Origin of the sequence: Enterococcus sp. DIV1083b (assembly GCF_051713705.1) — a bacterium.
In the GTDB taxonomy this organism is placed as follows: Bacteria; Bacillota; Bacilli; order Lactobacillales; family Enterococcaceae; genus Enterococcus_D; species Enterococcus_D casseliflavus.
In genome coordinates, this window is the sequence record NZ_JBIOQJ010000001.1 from 3068341 (window position 1) to 3087853 (window position 19513).

Sequence of the window (19513 nt, forward strand, 5' to 3'; positions counted from 1 at the left end):
AAAAAAATAGACTTATGTATGCACTGTCTAAGCATACATAAGTCTCACTGTTTAAGACAGCACCAGAAATTTCTTTCAGGATGGTGATACTGCCGCAGATAAAATCCGCCAATTACTCCCTCATGTTCATGTCAATAACCTACATTATACAAAAACTTTCCAGGTCTGGCAATTTTATTTTTGTTGAAACTAGCAGAAGGATTTCTCCTAAGAATCAGGCGATGATCGAGCCGTTTGGCATGCCTTTTGGTGCTTCCACGATTTGCAGACGACCGTCATTGTCTTCTGCTGAAAGGATCATTCCTTGACTGATTTGTCCTCGCATTTTCCGCGGTTTCAAGTTAGCAACGATCACGACTTTTTTACCGATCAAATCTTGCGGTTCTGGATAAAACTCAGCGATCCCCGATAAAATTTGACGATCTTGATCATCTCCCGCAGCTAAGCGAAATTGCAACAGCTTGTCGGCGCCTTTGACTTTTTGACAGTCAACGACTTCTGCCACTTTTAATTCGATCTTGTCGAAGTCTTCGTATTTGATCTCAGCTTTTTCGGATTGCAATGTGGTTTCTTCTGGATTCCATTTGACTGTTTCTTCTGGACTTTGTGTCCCTTCAGCCATTTTCTTTTGGATGTAGGCTACTTCTGTTTCAAGTTCCAAACGAGGGAAAATCGGTGTGCCTTTGGCAACGACTTTCGTACCGCTTGGAAATTCACCAAAGCGTAAATCTTTCAGATCCATGGCAACAGAAGCCAATCCTAATTGTTGGAAAATATTGGCTGGTGTTTCTGTCATCACCGGTTGCAATAAGATCGCAACGATGCGTAAGCTTTCCGCTAAATGAACCATTACACTGTTTAATTCCGCGCGCTTTTCTTCTTCTTTGGCTAACACCCATGGTTGAGTTTCGTCAATGTATTTGTTGGCACGGGAGATCAACGTCCATACTTCTGACAATGCCGTACTGAATTCCATTTTATCCATGGCTTCATGGTAACGACCGACAACATTGGCAGCAGTCGTTGACAGCTCGCTATCAAAAGGCGTCACTTTTGAGGCATAATCGGGCACTAAGCCATCACAATATTTATTGATCATAGCGATCGTCCGATTCAACAGATTTCCTAAATCATTGGCTAGATCGTAGTTCAAACGAGAAACGAAATCTTCTGGTGTAAACACACCATCGCTGCCAAAAGGAACCGCCCGTAAGAGGTAATAACGCAACGCATCTAAGCTGTAGCGCTCCACTAACATTTCTGGATAAACGACATTGCCTTTAGATTTCGACATCTTGCCGTCTTTCATCATCAACCAGCCATGGCCAAAGATTTTTTTCGGCAATGGCAAGTCTAATGCCATCAGCATGATTGGCCAATAGATCGTATGGAAACGCACGATTTCTTTCCCAACCATATGCACGTCAGCTGGCCAGTATTTTTGGAATAAGGAATCGTCGTCTGAGCCATAGCCTAATGCCGTAATATAGTTGGATAACGCATCGATCCAAACATACACCACGTGTTCAGGACTAGCAGTGACTGGGATGCCCCATTTAAAGGTCGTTCTGGAAACAGCCAGGTCTTCTAACCCTGGTTTGATGAAATTATTCAGCATTTCATTTTTACGTGATTCTGGTTGAATGAACTCTGGGTGCTCATCATAGTATTCAACCAAACGATCGGCATATTTGCTCATGCGGAAGAAATAAGAAGATTCCTTCACCAATTCTACCTCATGACCGCTTGGCGCTTTACCGCCGATGACTTTGCCTTCTTCATCTCGGTAAACTTCTGCTAATTGCGTCTCAGTAAAGTATTCTTCATCAGAAACGGAATACCACCCTTCATATTCACCAAGATAAATATCTCCTTGATCAAGCAATTGCTGGAAGATTTTTTGAACGGCTTTTTTATGGTAATCATCCGTTGTGCGGATAAATTTATCGTAACTGATGTCTAGTGTGTTCCATAGTTTCTTGACGTCAGCTGCCATTTTGTCGACGTATTCTTGCGGATCTACGCCAAGTTCTTCTGCTTTTTTCTCAATTTTTTGACCGTGCTCATCGACACCCGTCAAATAAAAGACATCAAAGCCCATCAATCGTTTGTATCGTGCTACCGCATCACAAGCGATCGTCGTGTAAGAATTCCCGATATGCAGCTTGCCGCTTGGATAATAAATTGGCGTCGTAATATAGAATGTTTCTTTTTCAGCCATGGACGCAAGTCCTCCTTTTCACTAGTAAAGTGTATACTTAGGTAGTATACAGTTCGCAACCCAAAAATGCTATAATTTTAATCAAAAAAGCGGATAACCTAAGACCTTTTTCCATGGTCTACAAGGAACAAAGGAATCGTTTTGGTCCTTAACACGCAGCAAATAAACCAGCAGATTTGAGCATTTCTTTTCTACTAGTTATCATAGCGCAGATAGCCGTTCACTTCAATGTTCTAGGGGAAGAATCTGATCCTGACAACGAATCTCTTAGGAAATAAAGGTGTTTTATCTCTCTTTGATTAACAGGTGCTTCTTTTGCTATAATGAGGAAGACTTCACTTATAGAAAGGAACGCTATGACTCGAAAAAACAAACAGCATTTTTTGCTTTTAACTGTGCTTTCTGTGGGACACTTGCTTTTTTCAACCACAAGTTACCCCTTTTTGTTTGCGTACTTCAATAGCCATGATTATGCTGTGCTCTTTGCAACAGCGATGGCAGTCCTCCGTGTGCTTTTTTTGCTCTGGATCGCTCTTTGGGGCTATTTAGCACTCAAAGAACACCCGCCGTCTTCTTGGCTTTATCTCGCATTATTTTTCCTTAATTTGATCGTTCCTTATTTTTTCCGTTAAGGAAAACCGTCGCGTTCAGCTACTTACTTTATCTAAGGCAGGAGAAACCAATGAAAGAATTTACCTCAAAATCAGCTGAAAAACACTACTATGAAAAAGAAGCGTCAGAAGCAGAGTTTCTTACATGGTATCAGGCGCAAGATCAGCCGAAATACGAGAAACCTTCCGTAACCGTCGATATGGTTTTGATGTGTTACAACAAAGAAGAAGAACAATTAAAAATTGCGCTGATCCAAAGAAAAGGCCACCCTTTCCGTAATTCTTGGGCATTGCCGGGAGGCTTCGTCAATCCCAATGAATCGACGGGGCAAAGTGTGATCCGTGAGACGCAAGAAGAGATCGGGGTCACCATCTCCAAGCAAAACATCGAACAGCTGCATACCTTCAGCACCCCAGATCGCGATCCTCGCGGTTGGGTGATCACCGTCAGCTATTTGGCTTTTATCGGTGAAGAACCCTTAAGTGCCGGTGACGATGCGAACCAAGTACGCTGGTTCTCTTTAGAAAGAAAAGCCAATCAAATTTATTTGACCAGCGGCGAGATCGAGATCATTCTTGACCTAGTGACTGGCGCCTCTGTTGGAAAAGATACGTTGGCTTTTGACCACAGCGCGATCATCCTCAAAGCTTTCAAACGGGTTGCCAACAAGATGGAACACGAGCCACAAGTGCTGCTCGTGTTAGGCAAAGACTTTACGATCACGGAAGCCCGTAAAGTATTCGCCAAGTTTTTAGGGATCGATTTTAAAATGATCGATCATTCCAACTTCAAAAAATCCATGCTCCAATATTTTACGGAAGTTGGCGAAAAGCCCGTCGGCATCGGGCGTCCCTCAAAGATCTATCGCTTAAATGACGCATTTTTAGGTGACAAAATGTAAAAAAATACAACCCCCTGTCAGACCGTAGTTTGGCAGGGGGTTGCTGGTTAATCATAATTAGTGAACGTGGTTCCTAGAAACAAAAATCAGAAAGATTTTTTCTATACCCTAGGCGATCCCTGGCGTTCCTTCCAGTTCAAGCGACTCAGCTGCTCATTTCGCCTGAGAGCCGTTCTAGCTTCTGTTGGTCCTGCGTATCCAACGTGACAAAACGCAGTTCTTTGCCGTACCACTGCGCTTTGTACTGGATTTTGCGAACGAATTGATGCCAATCACTGATGCTGTAATGACCAGCTTTTAAAACCGTATCTTCTGCGATTTGTTCCAAATAGATCGTATCGTACTGTTTTACGAGATGGTAGCTGACTTGATCGATAAATTCCCGCTTTTGACAGCAGTGAAAACGATAAAGGCGAGCGACCTTTCCTTTTAGCTTCTGATAATTTCGCGCCTGAGTCAAAAGGATTTTTTTCCGTTTGACCGCTGTAGCTTTTACCTGAAGTTTGCGTTCTGCTCGCGTCAGCTTTTGCTTCGTTTGAATGGCATGTTCACAGGTGATGGGTACCGGCTGGTTGGCTTTGACCAACTGCTGCGGATCATAAACAACAGCGACAGAGGCTTGCTGCTTCGGCAATGGCGGAATCTCTTCCAAACAAAGGATCGAGATGTAAAACTCTTCGTTGTTTTTTGCTGAGATCGTTGCCGATTTGATCTTCCCTTTGATTTCCCGATGCTTTTTTACGGGAACCAATGTTTTAAGCTTTGGCAGCTTGATTTGATCGTCTTCAAAATAAATGGTGTGCTGCTGATTATTGGTGGTATACGATTGCCAGATACTTTTTTTGGTTTTCATTTTTGGAAAGCCAGCCCGCTTTTGAAAGTAATTTCGAAACGCTCGGTCCAGATTTCGCTGTGCATTCGCCAATGCCAAACTATCGGTCTCCTTCAAAAAAGGATACTCCTTTTTTAGTTTGGCTGGCGTCAACCCTTGCTTTGCTTCATTGTTGGCCAGCTCCTCCATCTTTGCCTCCAGCAGTTGATTGTACGTAAAACGTACACAGCCGAAGGTTTCGATGAAAAACTGTTTTTGCTGTCCATTAGGATAGATCCGAAATTTGTATGCTTTTAAAACACCCAGTTTCATCTCCTCCTAACACTCCCTATACCTTTGACGCTAGTTCCCCTTTTTTTGTGCTAACTTTTCTTGATAGATCTTGGCTTCTTTTTTCGTGGCATAAACGAAATGTCCTGGTGCGATCTCTTCCATTGCTCGTTCTTGGTTATCGTTTGGTTCGCTGACGTATTTGATCCGTTTGCGTTGACGCTCATGGTCAGGATCTGGCAGCGGAATCGCTGATAAAAGACTTTCAGTATACGGATGGACCCCGTAATGATAGATTTCATCGCTGGTGCCTACTTCTAGCAGTTTGCCGTTGTGCATCACGCCGATCCGATCGCTGATGTGTTTGACCATCGATAAATCATGGGCGATAAACAAGTACGTCAATTTATGTTCTTCTTGCAGATCTTGCAGCAAGTTGACGACTTGGGCTTGGATCGAAACATCCAATGCCGAGATCGGTTCATCACAGATGATGAATTTTGGATCGACAGCTAACGCGCGGGCGATCCCGATCCGCTGACGTTGTCCACCTGAAAATTCATGGGGATAACGGGTCCCGTGACTTGGGTTTAGTCCGACGGTTCGCAAAAGTTCATCCACCCGATCATTGCGTTCTTTTTCATTTTTGGCTAGTCCGTTGATATCGATCCCTTCGGCAATAATGTCCCGAACTTTCATCCGTGGATTCAAGGAAGCATAAGGATCTTGGAAGACCATTTGAACTTCTCGACGAAAATCAGCCAGTGGTTTCTTGCCTTTGATTTTCATAACATCTTGTCCATCAAAAAGAACTTCGCCTCCGGTAGGGTTATTCAAACGAATCACCGTCCGTCCAGTCGTCGATTTTCCGCTTCCAGATTCACCGACTAGACCAAAGGTTTCTCCTTCATAGATTTGGAAGGAGATATCATCGACGGCTTTGACTTCGTCTTTGCGGCCAACGTTAAAATATTGTTTGAGATTCTTTACTTCAAGTAAAACTTTTTCCAACCGTTTCTCCTCCTTTAGACAGATGCCTGAGTATTTTTTTCTTGGAATTTTTTCCAGCGAATCAAGATCTCATCCGGCGGAGTCACTTTCGGTGCTTGTGGCGCTAACAGCCAAGTGGCCGCTTTGTGCGTCGGTGAGACGTCAAAGAATGGCGGTTGCTGTTCAGCATCGATCTGCAAGGCAAACTCGTTCCGTGGATAAAAAGCATCACCTGTTGGCGGATCTAACAAATCTGGAGGTGAACCAGGAATCGCGTACAAGCGATCGCCTGTTCCTTCTAACGTCGGCATCGAACCTAACAAGCCCCAAGTGTATGGATGTTGTGGGTTATAGAAGATCTCTTCTGCGGTCCCCACTTCGACGATTTTCCCACCGTACATCACGGCCACCCGATCCGCCACATTGGCAACGACCCCTAAGTCATGGGTAATGAAGACGATAGATGAATTGATTTTCTTCTGGATATCTTTTAATAACTCTAAGATTTGTGCTTGGATCGTTACATCCAATGCAGTCGTTGGTTCATCTGCAATCAAGATCTGCGGGTAACAAATCAACGCGATCGCAATGACGATCCGCTGCCGCTGACCACCAGAAAATTGATGCGGATAATTTTTCAAGCGTTTCTCAGCATTCGGGATGCCGACAAGGTTCAATAGTTCCAACGCTTGTCGCAAGCCTTCTTTTTTACTGATTTTGTTGTGCTTCATCAATGATTCTGCCACTTGCTTGCCAATCGGCATCGTTGGGTCCAATGAAGTCATTGGATCTTGGAAAATCATGGCGATTTCCTTGCCACGGATTTTTTGCAGTTCTTTTTCGGATTTTTTCAAAATGTCCGTCCCATTGAAGAGGATCTGGCCATTATCGACATTGGCATTGCTGGCTAACAACCCCATGATACTGCGGGTCGTCACGGACTTGCCGCTCCCAGATTCGCCCACGATCGCCAAGGTTTCTCCTTTGTATAGATCGAAACTGACATCGCGGATCGCTTGGACTTTCCCAGCAAAGGTGTCAAAAGAAATTTCTAAGTTTTTCACTTCTAAGACTTTTTTCATAGCAATCACTCTTTCATTTTCGGATCAAAGGCATCACGCAAACCGTCTGCCAGCAAGTTGAACCCAATCATAATCACAGACAAGGTCACAGCAGGTACCCACATTTGGTAAGGCAGGAACAAGAAGGTTTTGTAGCCATCGCTTAGTAACATCCCTAAAGATGCTGAAGGTGGTTTTAATCCTAGCCCAATAAAGCTTAGGAAGGCCTCGAAGAAAATCGCCGAGGGAATACTGAACATCATTTGTACGATGATCACGCTGGAAATATTCGGTAATACGTGTTTCATCGCAATCTTGAGGCGACTTTCACCCAGCGTCGTTGCGGCTAAAACGAATTCTTGATCTTTTAGTTTCATCGTTTGGGCCCGTACGATCCGCGCCATTGGAATCCAGTTAGTGATCGCCATTGCTGCCACGATCGAGAAGATCCCAGGTTCAAAAACCACCAGCATCAAGATCATTACCACTAAGTTGGGAATACCAGATAAGATTTCTAGGAAACGCTGCATCACATTATCGATCCGTCCACCTAAAAGACCAGAGATCAAGCCATAGGTTACACCAAAGATGATATCTAGCATCGCTGCGATAAACGCAATCAATAAGGAGATACGTGTCCCTACGAATAGACGACTCAATAAGTCACGACCTAATCCATCCGTTCCTAAAAGGAAATACGTCCCGTCAGGAACATTGGCAGCTGCATACTTATCTACTAACTCGCCTCCCACCATCGCATAGCCGTTTAAGCCATTGATGTTGATACCAGGAATTTTCGGCGGCAGATTTGTAAAGGTCACATTTTGCGCAGTTGGATCATGTGGCGAGACAAAAATCGTAATGATTGAGATCGCGATAATGATCAGCAACAAAATGATTGAGAAAACAGCGGCTTTGTTCTTTTTCAGACGACGCCATGAATCTTGGAAAAACGTTAATGAAGGGGTTGCGATCGCTTCACGCTCTTCATTGGTATTTTTTTGTAACGGTTGAAATTTGGCTGCATCGATGGCAGCAACATCATTTGCTGTGTAAGGTTTCTCTGCCATTAGCCACGACTCCCTTCTGAAACTCGGATCCGCGGATCAACGATTCCATATAAAATATCAACAACAAGAATAACAAAGACCAACATCGCGGAATAAAGAATTGTTACCGCCATGATCGTTGGATAGTCATTGGTCATGATTGATTTTACGAACTGTTCACCGATACCTGGGATCGCAAAAATATTTTCTACGACAAGAGAACCCGTCATCAAACCGACAGCTAGCGGTCCTAACAGCGTCAATAACGGAATCAAACTATTCCGCAAACCATGCTTGAAGGCAATTTCCCAGCGGCTCAACCCTTTTGCTCGTGCCAACTCGACATAATCACTATGCAGCACTTCCACCATCTCGGTTCGAATAAACCTGGCGGAATCCGCTAACGGCGACATCGCCAAGGCGACGGTCGGTAGGATCGTGCTGGCAAAAGTCTCCCACTTAGCAATCGGTAAGATCCCTAGTTTGATGGCAAAAATGTATTGCAGCAACACGGCAAAGACAAAGTTAGGGATCGAACGTCCTAAGATCGCCACTAAGGTAGACGTTGTATCGATCCAAGTATTTTGTTTCATCGCAGAGATCGTTCCTAAAATGATCCCAAAGAACGTACCAAAGATGATCGCTTGTAGCCCTAGTTGCAGTGAAGGTCCGATTCTTCCTGATAATAAATTCGCTACTGGCTGGTTTTTAAATTGGAAAGAGATCCCAAAGTCACCTTTTAGTAAATTGGTCAAATAAAGCCAATATTGGGTAATGATCGGTTTGTCCAATCCTGCTTGCTCATTTAGCAAGGCAATTTGTTCTGGACTTAATTTTTCAGCATTCGTATATGGTGTTCCTGGCAAAAATTGCATCAAGAAAAAGGTGATCGTGGCAATCAGCCATAATGTTAAGACCATGTAGAACACTCGTTTCAATAAATATTTCAAAAAGCTGTTCACGCAGTTTCCCCCTTAAGTATTTTGACTTCTATTCAATAATTATGTAAATTAACATAGTACGAATCATTAAAAAGGAGTCAGATCATGAAAATAAAAAAAAGTAGTGGGCTCATACCCCTCCTATGCCTCGCAATTTCTGGCGGATGGTTAGCCATAAAAAATGAATTTTCCATAGCAGCTCTTTCAGATGCCCTTTTCTTGTGGGCGCTGTTCTTTTTGATCATTGGCGGTTTTTTATGGGTATTTGCTTCTGGTTTCTTTGACCATTTTCAATACTCCATGAAGAAAGCTTTTTCCAAAAATAAAACAGATTATCTGAAATTATCCCAAGTCGGCAAACAGAGCTACGCCTTTTGGTTATGGCCTGGTGTCTTCTTGTTATTCCTTTCATTGCTCTTTTTAATGATTGCTACTAGTTAATTTCATTCTTATAGTTTTACTCATTGAAATGAGAAGCAAAAGGCTGAGACAAGAAATTGTCCCAGCCTTTTCTTCGGCATTTCAAGTCAACTACTCGTGATTATTCGATTGATGTCCACTTGTAGTCGTATTGTGCGCCCGCTGCGTGAGCAACAACACCTTTGACTTTTGTTGCACGTAAGTGTGCTTCCGCTTTTTGATAAACTGGAATGACACCTTGTTCATTCATAATGATTTTTTCTGCATTGACTAGATCTTCCCAACGTTTGTCAGGGTCATTGGCATTGGTTGTACCCGCTGCTTCAACGGCTGCATCGTATTCTTCGTTGCTCCATTGTCCACGGTTGTATGAGTTGCCTGTCGTAAACAAGTCAGTAAAGCTACTTGCATCGGCATAGTCAGCACCCCAACCGCCCATTACTGTATCAAAATCACCAGCGTTTGAACGATCCAAACGAACAGAGAATGGTACTGGACTTAACGTGACTTTCACACCGTCCAATGTTTTTTCGATCGTATCTTGCAAGTACTCAATGATTTTCTTCGTTGAGTCTGTATCAGAAGCTAAGATATCAAATTCTAATGAATCGATCCCTAATTCTTCTTTGGCTTTTTCCCAATGTTCTTTGGCTTGCTCTTCATTGTATTCAATGACGCTGCCAGCTGCTTCCGTGAAGTCCGTATGATCGCCAGGGCTGAAGGTCATACCTTCTGGTACCAACCCAGTTGAAGCAATCGAACCATCCCCTAAGATCGATGTCACTAAGGCATCACGATCAATCGCATAAGAGATCGCTTTACGTAAGTTTTCGTTACGGAAAGGTGAATCTTCATCACGTTGGTTCAATTCTAGGTAAGAAGTCGTTGCTTCTGGTTGAGAAACGAAGGCTTCATCGTTAGCCATTTGTTGCGCCAATTCACCTGTTAGGATGACATCATCTGCTTGTCCATCTTGGAAAAGGTTCAAGGCAGTTGAGGATTCTTTCACGACGCTTACGTTGATCGTTTGTAATTTAACAGTATCTTTGTCCCAATATTGGTCGTTCTTTTCATAAGCCCATTCCGTATCCGTTCCTGGTCCATCAAACCCAGTCAAGACAAACGGTCCATTATAAACAGCATTGTCGCTAGTTGACGCATATTGATCGCCATTTTCTTCTACCACTTTTTGATTTTGTGGGAAGAAGGATGGGAATGCTAATAAGTAGTCAAAGTAAGGTGTTGCTTTTGCTAGGGTGATTTCTAATTCATAATCCCCCACTGCTTTGATGCCTAGCTCTGATGGATCCGTATCGCCTGCTGTGATGGCATCTGCGTTCTTAACTGGTGAAAATAGATACGCGTATTCTGATGCTGTTTCAGGTTTGACTGTCCGTTGCCAACCATAGACATAATCCGCTGCTGTAACAGGGTCACCATTTGACCATTTCGCATCTTCACGTAATTTGATCTTGTAAGTCAGTCCATCCTCGCTGACTTCAGCTGCTTCAGCTGCACCAGCAGGTTGTGGTGTACTGTCAGCATCCAAACGATAAAGTCCTTCATATACATTGTTCAATGCACTGAAGCTGATCGTATCGGTTGCTAATGAGAGATCCGCACTTGGCATTTCTTGTGAAACCACTACGTTAAACACTTGTTCTGCACTGCTGTCGCCGCTTGCTGCTGTGTCATTGCTTGAACTATTTGTTCCGCCCGTTGTACAACCGGCTAACGCCACGCCACACACAGCCACTAAACCATAGGCCCATTTATTTTTCATCCTGTCCTACCCCTTAATTGAATTAATTTTCAGAATAATCATGCGATTTCTGAAGTTAGATAAGATTTTAATTAATAATTATTAAAAAAGCAATCCTTTTTTCGATAAAAAACACCTCTGGCAGAAAGTTTTCTTGGTATTTACTTACCTTACTCTCATCAAACATTCGTTAAATGCTATTTTTCCTTTCTTTATTTATAAGAAACAAAGCAAAAAAAATAATAAAAAAACATGGTTAAATGTAAATTACATTCGTTTTCTGTCTTTCTTTTTCATTTTACCCGTCAAAATGAGAAATGTCTGATAGAAGGGTAAACATACAGAAATCGCCAATGATTTTTATCAAAACAGGCCAAAAAAAGACCTGATCGCATGCTTGCTGATCAGGTCTTCTCGCCTTAAAGACGATTGTTGCACCCCCGAAAGGATGTCCTTCAATGATTAATGGATCGCGCCGCCAATTGCTTTTAGATCTTCTTTGTCGGCATAATCAACGATGGCTTCCACCGCTGCAGTCAATCCTTTGGCAATGTCTTCGATGCTCATTGCAGGCTGTCCTGCTTTATCGACGACTTGCTGAGGAATAAACGGCACGTGGATAAAACCGCCCTTCATTTCAGGGTATTTTGTATCGATCATGTATTGTACTTGATACATGATGTGGTTGCAGACGAAGGTTCCAGCAGTATTAGAAACGGCTGCAGGTATTCCTGCTTTTTTCATGTTTTCTACCATTGCTTTGATCGGCAGTTGTGTGAAGTAAGCAGGCTTCCCTTCTGTTTGGATCGCTTCATCGACGGGTTGATTGCCTTCGTTATCAGGAATCCGGGCATCATCCACATTGATCGCCACTCGTTCTGGTGAGATGGCAAACCGTCCACCCGCTTGGCCAATGTTTAAAACGACATCTGGGTGGATCTCTTCAATTTTCTCTGCGACGATCGCTGCTGATTTCCCAAATACAGTGGGGATCTCTGCTTTAACGATCTGTGCACCATGAATTGTATCTGGCAGTAATTTCACTGCTTCTAAGGCAGGATTGATTGCTTCTCCGCCAAATGGATCAAATCCGGTAATTAGTAGTTTCATTTCCATCATCCTTCCCTCTTTGTTTTACCACTAAAATGCCCAAAAGTACATTAAAGCGATGTGGATCACTAACAATAATAAAGCAATTGGGGCTTGTGCTTTAATGACACCATTGGGGTCTTTCATCTCTAACAAGGCCACTGGCAGTGCATTGAAATTGGCTGCCATCGGAGTCAGCAATGTGCCACAAAAACCAGCGGTCATTGCCAACGCACCAGCAACGACTGGGTCGCCGCCTTGCGCCATCACAAAAGGTACACCGATGCCTGCAGTAATAACGGTAAATGCCGCAAAACCATTTCCCATAATCATAGTAAAGATCATCATTCCTAAACAGTAAGCCACGACACCGATAAAACGATTGCCTTCTGGCACGACACCAGAGATTCCTTGAGAAATCACATCACCGACACCAGCAGCGTTAAAAATGACACCTAGTGCTGCTAATAACTGCGGCAAGATACCGGCAGTTCCGACTTGACGAAGCATCCGGTCGGAATCGTCCAGCACTGTTTTCGGTTTAGCGGAAGTCAACACGACTGCCAACAAGAGCGCTAAGATCGATGCGATCCCGATTCCAACTTGGCCTCCTAATGGTGTATAAGAAATCACCACAGCGATCAATGCTAAGCTGATACATGGCACGAAGATCGTACTACCGATCCGTTTAGCCGATGCTTCTGCTTTTTCATCATCCACGTCCACGATTTTACCAATCTGCACTTGTTTGAAGAAGGTCAAACAGCCCATCAAAACGATCAAAATTCCGTCCACAAGATACGGCAAGAAATTCCCGAAAGCAAAGACGATCCCTAGCAGTAACCAAAAAGCAGAGGTGCCTAATCGGGTGGGATGATCCGCTTCGCGAAAAACCCGTACAGCCGTCATGATCGACAACAATCCGATCAAGATATAAAAGAATTCCAGTAATCCGTTAACGATTCCTTCCATCTATTTGTCCTCCTTCTTGCCATATTTTTTTGCTAATTTACGATCAAAGAGCAGGTTCGACAATGTAGCAATGACTAAGACGATCAATGCGATCGGCAATGAGGCTTGCGCGATCGAACTAGCTGCCACATCGTAGCCAAGAGATTGCAATGTTCCTACGATCAATAGCACACCAGAAGCAGCCACAAAGGTATTTTGGGCAAAGAAATTCCCGAAGTTTTCGTTAGCGGCAGCCCGAGCTTTGATTTTTTCCTGATCTTTTTCATCCAGTTCCCCAAATTTGTTTTCCCCAGCAGCTTGCGCCATCGGGTTAACGATCGGGCGGATAAATTGTGTATGTCCTTGGATCCGAATAGAGAAAAAGCCAGCAAGTTCTCGAATAAACAAGTACAAGCTCAAGAACTTCCCTGGTGTTAAGCCTTTGATCTTTTCAATCAATATGACTGCCTGCTGCTTCAAGCCAAAACGTTCTGACAAGCCGACCATCGGTAGTGTCAGTAAGAACAGTGTAACGAGTCGATTATTGACAAACGCTTCTCCTAACATTGTTAAAAAATCAACAACAGAAATCCCCGACACAAGCGCGGTGACAAAACCAGCAACGATTACGACAGCAATAGTATCTAGCTTCAGCAAAAAGCCGACTAAAATAACTAGAATACCAATTAATTTAATCCATTCCATCAAATCATCCTTTCACGATAAGTTATTTTTAATGGATACCAGCTTTTAGTATAATCTATTTTTTTCTTGTAAAACAATGTTTTTTGAATTTTCTTTCGAGGAATACGCTTTCTTTAATACGTTTTTTAATTACTTAGATAGTAAATAACAAAAAGAAGAACTGCGCTTGTGCAGTCCTTCTTTTGCTTTTTACGTTTAAGAAGCGGAGGCTTCTTTTTTCATTTGTTTGCTTCGCAGCTGTCCGCAAGCTGCGTCGATATCTGTCCCATGTTCTTTACGAATCACGCAATTGATGCCGTTTTTCTTTAAAATGTCATAAAAGGCTAACACATCCGCTTTTTTACTTCGAGCGTATTGGTCATGTTCATTCACTGGGTTATATGGGATCAAGTTGACGTAGGACAATTTCTTTTTATCCTTCAATAAAGCTGCCAACTGACGGGCATGTTCTGGCCGGTCATTGACATGATCCAGCATGATGTACTCAAACGTGATCCGACGATTGGTTTTTTCTAAATAATAATCGACTGCTGCCATCAGCTTTTCAATCGGGAAACTCCGATTGATCCGCATCATGGAGGTTCTGACTTCGTTATTTGGGGCATGCAGCGAAATCGCTAGGTTCACTTGCAAGCCGTTCTCCGCAAACTCTCTAATTTTATGCGCTAAGCCGCTGGTTGACACAGTAATATGCCGCGCGCCGATCGCTAAGCCTTTCGGGTCATTGATGATCTGTAAGAAATGCATCACATTGTCATAGTTATCAAAGGGTTCGCCGATCCCCATGACCACCACGTGAGAGACTCGTTCCCCCTCATTGCGTTCATCAAAATAGTGTTGTACTAACATGATTTGAGCCACGATCTCGCCTGCCGTTAAGTCTCGTTGCTTCTTTAATAACCCACTGGCACAAAACGTACAGCCGATGTTGCAGCCGACTTGGGTCGTCACACAAACGGACATGCCATATTCTTGACGCATCAAGACCGTTTCAATCATGTGATTGTCTGGCAATTGGAATAAATACTTGACGGTTCCGTCACTGGCTTCTTGTACCACCATCTGTTTCAGAGGATTGATCACAAAGGCTGCCGACAGTTTCTCAATCAAAGGTTTCGGTAGGTTGGTCATTTCTTCAAAGCTGGTTACTCGTTTTTCATAGAGCCACTCCCACACTTGGTTGGCACGGAATTTCTTTTCATTTTGTTCAGTTATCCACAAAGATAGATCTGATTTGGTAAGTCCATAAATCGATGGGTTCACTTTTTTCCCTCTTTTCAAACTAGTCGCTACATACTATAACTGAATTCTTTGTGAAAAGCAACCGTACATTACCTGATCTTCAAAGCATTCTAGCCGCACGCTTTTGTGGTATTCCTCTTTTTTGAAGATGCTCTTTCTTCCATTCATTGAATCTGAATCCATAGGAAACCTCTCACAAAGACCTGCATGAAAAAAACAAGCAGTGGCAGAACCTGCTCCGATGTACGAAACGGAGCGGCTCTTTCCTGCTTGTTTTCATGAGGGGGCTGTTTCCTGGTGCGCGTTACTTTCATTACATGATCACATTTCAAAAGAAAGTACTTTGCCTTCTTTGGCAGTCAACATGCCCCGTTGCGGCGGCTGCAGTTGCAAATAAAGTTGTAACGACATTTCTAGTATCAGCTCTTTGTCTCCCTGCTGAAAAACGCCGTAATAATGTGTCTGTTCCCGCTTTTCTTCATATGTATGACTGACAAGGTAATACCCTTGTTCCATGGTTTCGTTGCGCTTTTTGGTTTCTGAAAGAAAACGGCGAATATGTTTATAAGTAAAGAGAATCAATAAAATGACAACTACTATTAATACTACATACCCCATTGCTTGTTTTACACCTCGATCGTTGATGTAGCAAAGGTCGGCTCCACACCAATACTGATCATCAAAGCAGCATCGACTTCACACATCACTTTATCGTCTAAATGACAAACTTTTTCTTTCAACCGACTTTTGTCGATCGTGCGGATCTGTTCCATCAAAATGACGGAGTCTTTGCCAATCCCTGTGCAAGAAGCGGAAATTCCAATGTGGGTTGGTAATTTCGGCTTCGCCATTTTTGCCGTGATCGCCGCAATGATCACGGTGGGACTGAAGTGATTGCCCAAGTCATTTTGAATGATCAAGACCGGTCGTATTCCGCCTTGCTCCGATCCAACGACTGGTGAAAGATCGGCAAAATAAATATCTCCCCTTTTTACCATAGGACCACCCTAACTTTTATATTCTCGCGGAACCCTTGCTGAGAGGGTGCACGCTACTTCATAGTGAATCGTTTCTAACTGGTCTGCAACATCCTGCATCGTAATTCGTTTCCCATGATTCTCACCAATCAACGTGACCGTTGTACCGACAGCAAATGCTCGCGGCAAACGAATCATCAGTTGATCCATACACACCCGACCGACGATTTCACAAGGTTCGCCTTCTACTAAGAGTGAGAAGCCTTGCATTTTTCGTAACCAGCCATCCGCATAACCGATAGGCACAGTGCCGATCCATTCCTGACGGGGCGTGATATATGTCTCACCATAGCCAATCCCCGCTCCTTTTTCAAGTAATTTCACTTGGATCAGTTCAGAAACAAGTGAAAGGGCTGGTTTTAAGGAAAATGGTTCCTTCAATGCATGACCTGACGGATTCAATCCATACATCGCGATCCCAAAACGGACCATATTCCCAACGGCCTCTTTGTGCCACAAGGAGGTCGCGCTATTGCCTGTATGTATATATGTCGGCAAATAAGGCAAAACAGTTAAGACTTCTTTAAACCGCTGGTGCTGTGTTTCCCAATAAGTTGTATCAGCTTGATCGGCTGTGGAGAAATGGGTAAAGATTCCTTCCCAATCAAAAGAGGGGTGATCTTCTAACCAAAGAACGGCTTGGCGCACTTCTTCGGCAGTCAAAAAGCCGATTCTCCCCATACCAGTATCCACCTTGATATGCACTTTAAGCGGCTTATTTAGAGGGTTCTCCTCTAAATAAGCGCCTGCTTCTATCAACCAGTCCATCGAAGCGACTGGAAATGACAAATCATAGGTCGTCAGCAAGGAAATATCACACACGTTCACGACACCTAAGATCAAAATCGGGTCAGTGATCCCTGCTTCTCTCAATTCGATCGCTTCATCGATCGTCGCAACGCAAAAACCATCTGCGCCGCCTTCTTTGGCTGCAAGAGCGGTTTGAACCGCTCCGTGTCCGTAACCATTCGCTTTGACCACCGCAAAAAGAAATGTCTCGCTTGGTAAGTGAGCAATCTCATGTTTGATGTTTTCGGTAATCGCAGTTGTATCAATTATCGCTTTCGTTGGTCTATGGTAAGCAACCACCATTTCCAGTTCCTTCTTTCTACTAGTGCTTGATCAGATGAACAAATTAAGTTGGTTTTATGTAGTCGGCTGTTCGTCCATGAAGTATCAAAGTCTTCTTGACTGACAGACTACTTCAACTTGGTTTATTCACTATCTAGTACTTCTAAAATAATTTGTGCAAAAGCAGTATCATTTGTATGGGTGATACTGACAAACGTTTTTTCTAAAGGATGCGGTGCTTTAGTAACGATCGGTGCACCGAATTCATTGGTCAAGACTTCAATATCATGAAAAGAAACTTTGCCGATCCCTGTCCCCCAAGCTTTCGAGAACGCTTCTTTGCAGGCATAGCGCCCACCAAGGAACTCTACCTGACGTTTCAGAGGCAAACGTGCAAATAATTTTGCTTCCTTCTCTGTTAAAATACGCGTTATAAACTGAGGTTTTTTTTCAATTAATTCTTTCATTCGAGGCAGCTCGACTGCATCGATCCCGATTCCTTTGATCATTCTTTTCTCTACCTTCACCTAAGATAGGGTTTTCCAAATTGGAAATACCCCTTGTTCAGCTAGTTACCATTCTACCAAAAAAATGGCGAATTACCATTCAAATCTGACGAGTTTATACGGAGATTAAGATTTTCAATCGTTCGTATTTGTTTTTTATATAAAAAAGACCTTGCAAGTTTCCTTACAAGGTCCACAAACTTAATTAGTCTTGGTTATTTCTGATTACGAAACCGCGTTTTTTGTCGTTGCTACGGCGATTGTTTTTACGGGCACCATCTTTTGAATAGTTACCACGGGCTTTATTGCCGTTGCCGCCGCCACGGTTCCCACCGTTTTCTTTACGGTTACGATTGCCGCCATTGCTGTTATTGCTGCGACGTCCGTTTTTATTGAATGATTTTTTTCCTTGAGGTAATGGGCGTTCTGGTGTGATTTTGACTGGTTCTAAATCAGCTGGATCTTTCGCCATTGTTTTTAGAAGCAGTGCTGCTAAATCTTGTGCAGAATAACGTTCCAAAAGATCGTCGGCTGCTTGCAAGTATTTATCCAAACCATTTTCATCCAATTTTGTTTCAACGGCTTCGATTGCGGCACCTAATTGACCTTTAAATGCTTCTTTTTCGGTTGGTGGGCGCATTGGTGTCATCCGTTTTTTCGTTAAGTTTTCAATGACATGCAAGTAGCTCATTTCGTTTGGTGTAACGAAAGTCACTGACATTCCGCCTTTTCCGGCACGACCTGTACGTCCGATCCGGTGAACATAGCTTTCAGGATCTTGAGGGATATCGTAGTTGTAAACGTGTGTAACACCAGAAATATCTAATCCGCGAGCTGCTACGTCTGTGGCAACTAAGATATCTAATTGACCACTCTTAAATGAACGCAAAACGCTCATCCGTTTTTGTTGAGAAAGGTCCCCGTGAATGCCTTCAGCTTTGTAGCCACGGGCTTCTAAACCACGTGCCAATTCATCAACGCGACGTTTCGTACGACCGAAAACGATCGTCAATTCAGGTGATTGCACATCCAACAAACGAGTCATGACATCGAATTTTTCGTAATCTTTTGAGCGAACATAGTATTGATCAATCAAATCAGCGGTCATTTCTTTGGCTTTGATTTGAACATGTTCAGGCTCTTTCATGAATTTCACGCCGATATTTTTGATTGCTGGCGGCATTGTTGCTGAAAATAGCAACGTTTGACGAACATCTGGCACTTGGCTGATGATTTTTTCAATATCTTCCAAGAAGCCCATGTTCAACATTTCGTCTGCTTCATCTAATACAAGCGTTTCAACCGTACCTAATTTTAAGGTGTGGCGGTTGATATGGTCTAACATACGTCCTGGCGTACCAACTACGATATGGGGACGATCTTTTAATTGACGGATTTGACGGCCGATATCGGCTCCACCGTAAACTGCTTGAACGCGAATTTTTTTGTCTTTACCAAGACGATACAATTCTTCTTGGGTTTGGATCGCTAATTCACGGGTTGGGGCAATCACTAATCCTTGTAGTTGATGGTTCGCTGGGTCGATTTTTTCTAACATTGGCAAACCAAATGCGGCGGTTTTACCAGTACCGGTCTGTGCTTGACCGATCACGTCTTTGCCTGCTAAGGCTAATGGAATCGTTGCTTCTTGGATGGGTGTTGCTTCTTCAAAGCCGGCACGCTCAACAGAAGTCAATAATTCGTTGGATAATTCTAGATCTTTAAATTTCAAATGGATCCTCCTAGGCTGGTCATCTTTTCGATGCCTGTTTTTCTATCATCGAAGCGTAGGTTAGTTCTTCAGAAACACAAGAGTAGTCCCATTTACTCTTATCTTTCTCTCGGTACCGAAA

Annotated in this window: 19 protein-coding genes; 3 read left to right on the plus strand and 16 right to left on the minus strand. The window is 43.2% G+C overall.

Features of this window, described 5'->3' with window-relative positions; genetic code table 11:
• Positions 1 to 214: 214 nt before the first annotated feature.
• On the minus strand, positions 215 to 2221 hold the full coding sequence (gene metG / locus IGI69_RS14395; RefSeq protein ID WP_086295761.1) for a methionine--tRNA ligase: 2007 nt from the start codon (positions 2219 to 2221) through the stop codon (positions 215 to 217).
• Between the two features lie 356 nt (positions 2222 to 2577).
• On the opposite strand from metG, the gene IGI69_RS14400 reads away from it, so the two are divergent.
• Together IGI69_RS14400 and IGI69_RS14405 are read left to right on the plus strand one after the other, a co-directional pair.
• Positions 2578 to 2853, plus strand: a complete 276-nt coding sequence (locus IGI69_RS14400; RefSeq protein WP_194193472.1) for a hypothetical protein — start codon at positions 2578 to 2580, stop codon at positions 2851 to 2853.
• A gap of 50 nt (positions 2854 to 2903) precedes the next feature.
• Positions 2904 to 3734, plus strand: a complete 831-nt coding sequence (locus IGI69_RS14405; protein ID WP_005228002.1) for an NUDIX domain-containing protein — start codon at positions 2904 to 2906, stop codon at positions 3732 to 3734.
• 145 nt (positions 3735 to 3879) lie between these two features.
• On the opposite strand, the gene IGI69_RS14410 is transcribed toward IGI69_RS14405, so the two are convergent.
• Genes IGI69_RS14410 through opp3b form a run of 5 tightly spaced genes read right to left on the minus strand, consistent with a single transcriptional unit; the run spans position 3880 to position 8898 of the window.
• Positions 3880 to 4878 carry an RNA-guided endonuclease TnpB family protein gene (locus IGI69_RS14410; RefSeq protein ID WP_194193473.1) on the minus strand — a complete coding sequence of 333 codons (999 nt, stop codon included), beginning with the start codon at positions 4876 to 4878 and terminating at the stop codon, positions 3880 to 3882.
• 30 nt (positions 4879 to 4908) lie between these two features.
• Positions 4909 to 5847, minus strand: coding sequence for an ABC transporter ATP-binding protein (locus IGI69_RS14415; protein WP_005227998.1), 939 nt, complete (start codon positions 5845 to 5847; stop codon positions 4909 to 4911).
• 14 nt (positions 5848 to 5861) lie between these two features.
• Entirely contained in the window at positions 5862 to 6914 is a 1053-nt protein-coding gene (locus IGI69_RS14420) for an ABC transporter ATP-binding protein (protein WP_216593164.1), read from the minus strand.
• Positions 6914 to 7957: an ABC transporter permease gene (locus tag IGI69_RS14425; RefSeq protein WP_005227994.1), complete on the minus strand. Its 1044-nt coding sequence runs from the start codon at positions 7955 to 7957 to the stop codon at positions 6914 to 6916. The genes IGI69_RS14420 and IGI69_RS14425 overlap by 1 nt, the downstream gene beginning before the upstream one ends.
• Positions 7957 to 8898 carry an oligopeptide ABC transporter permease gene (opp3b, locus tag IGI69_RS14430; RefSeq protein WP_005227991.1) on the minus strand — a complete coding sequence of 314 codons (942 nt, stop codon included), beginning with the start codon at positions 8896 to 8898 and terminating at the stop codon, positions 7957 to 7959. The genes IGI69_RS14425 and opp3b overlap by 1 nt, the downstream gene beginning before the upstream one ends.
• An 84-nt stretch (positions 8899 to 8982) precedes the next feature.
• Here opp3b and IGI69_RS14435 point away from each other — a divergent pair, with 84 nt between their 5' ends.
• The gene (locus tag IGI69_RS14435) at positions 8983 to 9318 is read left to right on the plus strand and encodes a DUF3899 domain-containing protein (protein ID WP_005227990.1); all 336 of its coding nucleotides are present in this window, start codon (positions 8983 to 8985) and stop codon (positions 9316 to 9318) included.
• Between the two features lie 100 nt (positions 9319 to 9418).
• On the opposite strand, the gene IGI69_RS14440 is transcribed toward IGI69_RS14435, so the two are convergent.
• From IGI69_RS14440 to cshA, 10 genes are all read right to left on the minus strand, one after another.
• The gene (locus IGI69_RS14440) at positions 9419 to 11080 is read right to left on the minus strand and encodes a peptide ABC transporter substrate-binding protein (RefSeq protein WP_005227982.1); all 1662 of its coding nucleotides are present in this window, start codon (positions 11078 to 11080) and stop codon (positions 9419 to 9421) included.
• Positions 11081 to 11521: 441 nt separating this feature from the next.
• Positions 11522 to 12169, minus strand: coding sequence for a pyroglutamyl-peptidase I (gene pcp / locus IGI69_RS14445; protein WP_005227979.1), 648 nt, complete (start codon positions 12167 to 12169; stop codon positions 11522 to 11524).
• A gap of 30 nt (positions 12170 to 12199) precedes the next feature.
• Positions 12200 to 13120: a DUF979 domain-containing protein gene (locus tag IGI69_RS14450; RefSeq protein ID WP_005227977.1), complete on the minus strand. Its 921-nt coding sequence runs from the start codon at positions 13118 to 13120 to the stop codon at positions 12200 to 12202.
• Positions 13121 to 13804, minus strand: a complete 684-nt coding sequence (locus IGI69_RS14455) for a DUF969 domain-containing protein (RefSeq protein WP_010749105.1) — start codon at positions 13802 to 13804, stop codon at positions 13121 to 13123.
• Between the two features lie 195 nt (positions 13805 to 13999).
• Positions 14000 to 15067, minus strand: coding sequence for a 23S rRNA (adenine(2503)-C(2))-methyltransferase RlmN (gene rlmN, locus IGI69_RS14460; RefSeq protein WP_275853967.1), 1068 nt, complete (start codon positions 15065 to 15067; stop codon positions 14000 to 14002).
• Between the two features lie 300 nt (positions 15068 to 15367).
• A complete protein-coding gene (locus IGI69_RS14465) occupies positions 15368 to 15664 on the minus strand; it encodes a hypothetical protein (protein WP_121260681.1) in 297 nt (98 codons plus the stop codon).
• A gap of 8 nt (positions 15665 to 15672) precedes the next feature.
• Positions 15673 to 16044 carry a type II toxin-antitoxin system PemK/MazF family toxin gene (locus IGI69_RS14470; protein ID WP_005227961.1) on the minus strand — a complete coding sequence of 124 codons (372 nt, stop codon included), beginning with the start codon at positions 16042 to 16044 and terminating at the stop codon, positions 15673 to 15675.
• Between the two features lie 9 nt (positions 16045 to 16053).
• A complete protein-coding gene (alr, locus tag IGI69_RS14475) occupies positions 16054 to 17175 on the minus strand; it encodes an alanine racemase (protein WP_121260679.1) in 1122 nt (373 codons plus the stop codon).
• 122 nt (positions 17176 to 17297) lie between these two features.
• Complete coding sequence (gene acpS, locus IGI69_RS14480; protein ID WP_015510424.1) at positions 17298 to 17663, minus strand: holo-ACP synthase; 366 nt, start codon at positions 17661 to 17663, stop codon at positions 17298 to 17300.
• Positions 17664 to 17865: 202 nt separating this feature from the next.
• Positions 17866 to 19392, minus strand: a complete 1527-nt coding sequence (gene cshA / locus IGI69_RS14485; RefSeq protein WP_121260677.1) for a degradosome RNA helicase CshA — start codon at positions 19390 to 19392, stop codon at positions 17866 to 17868.
• Positions 19393 to 19513: the final 121 nt, after the last annotated feature.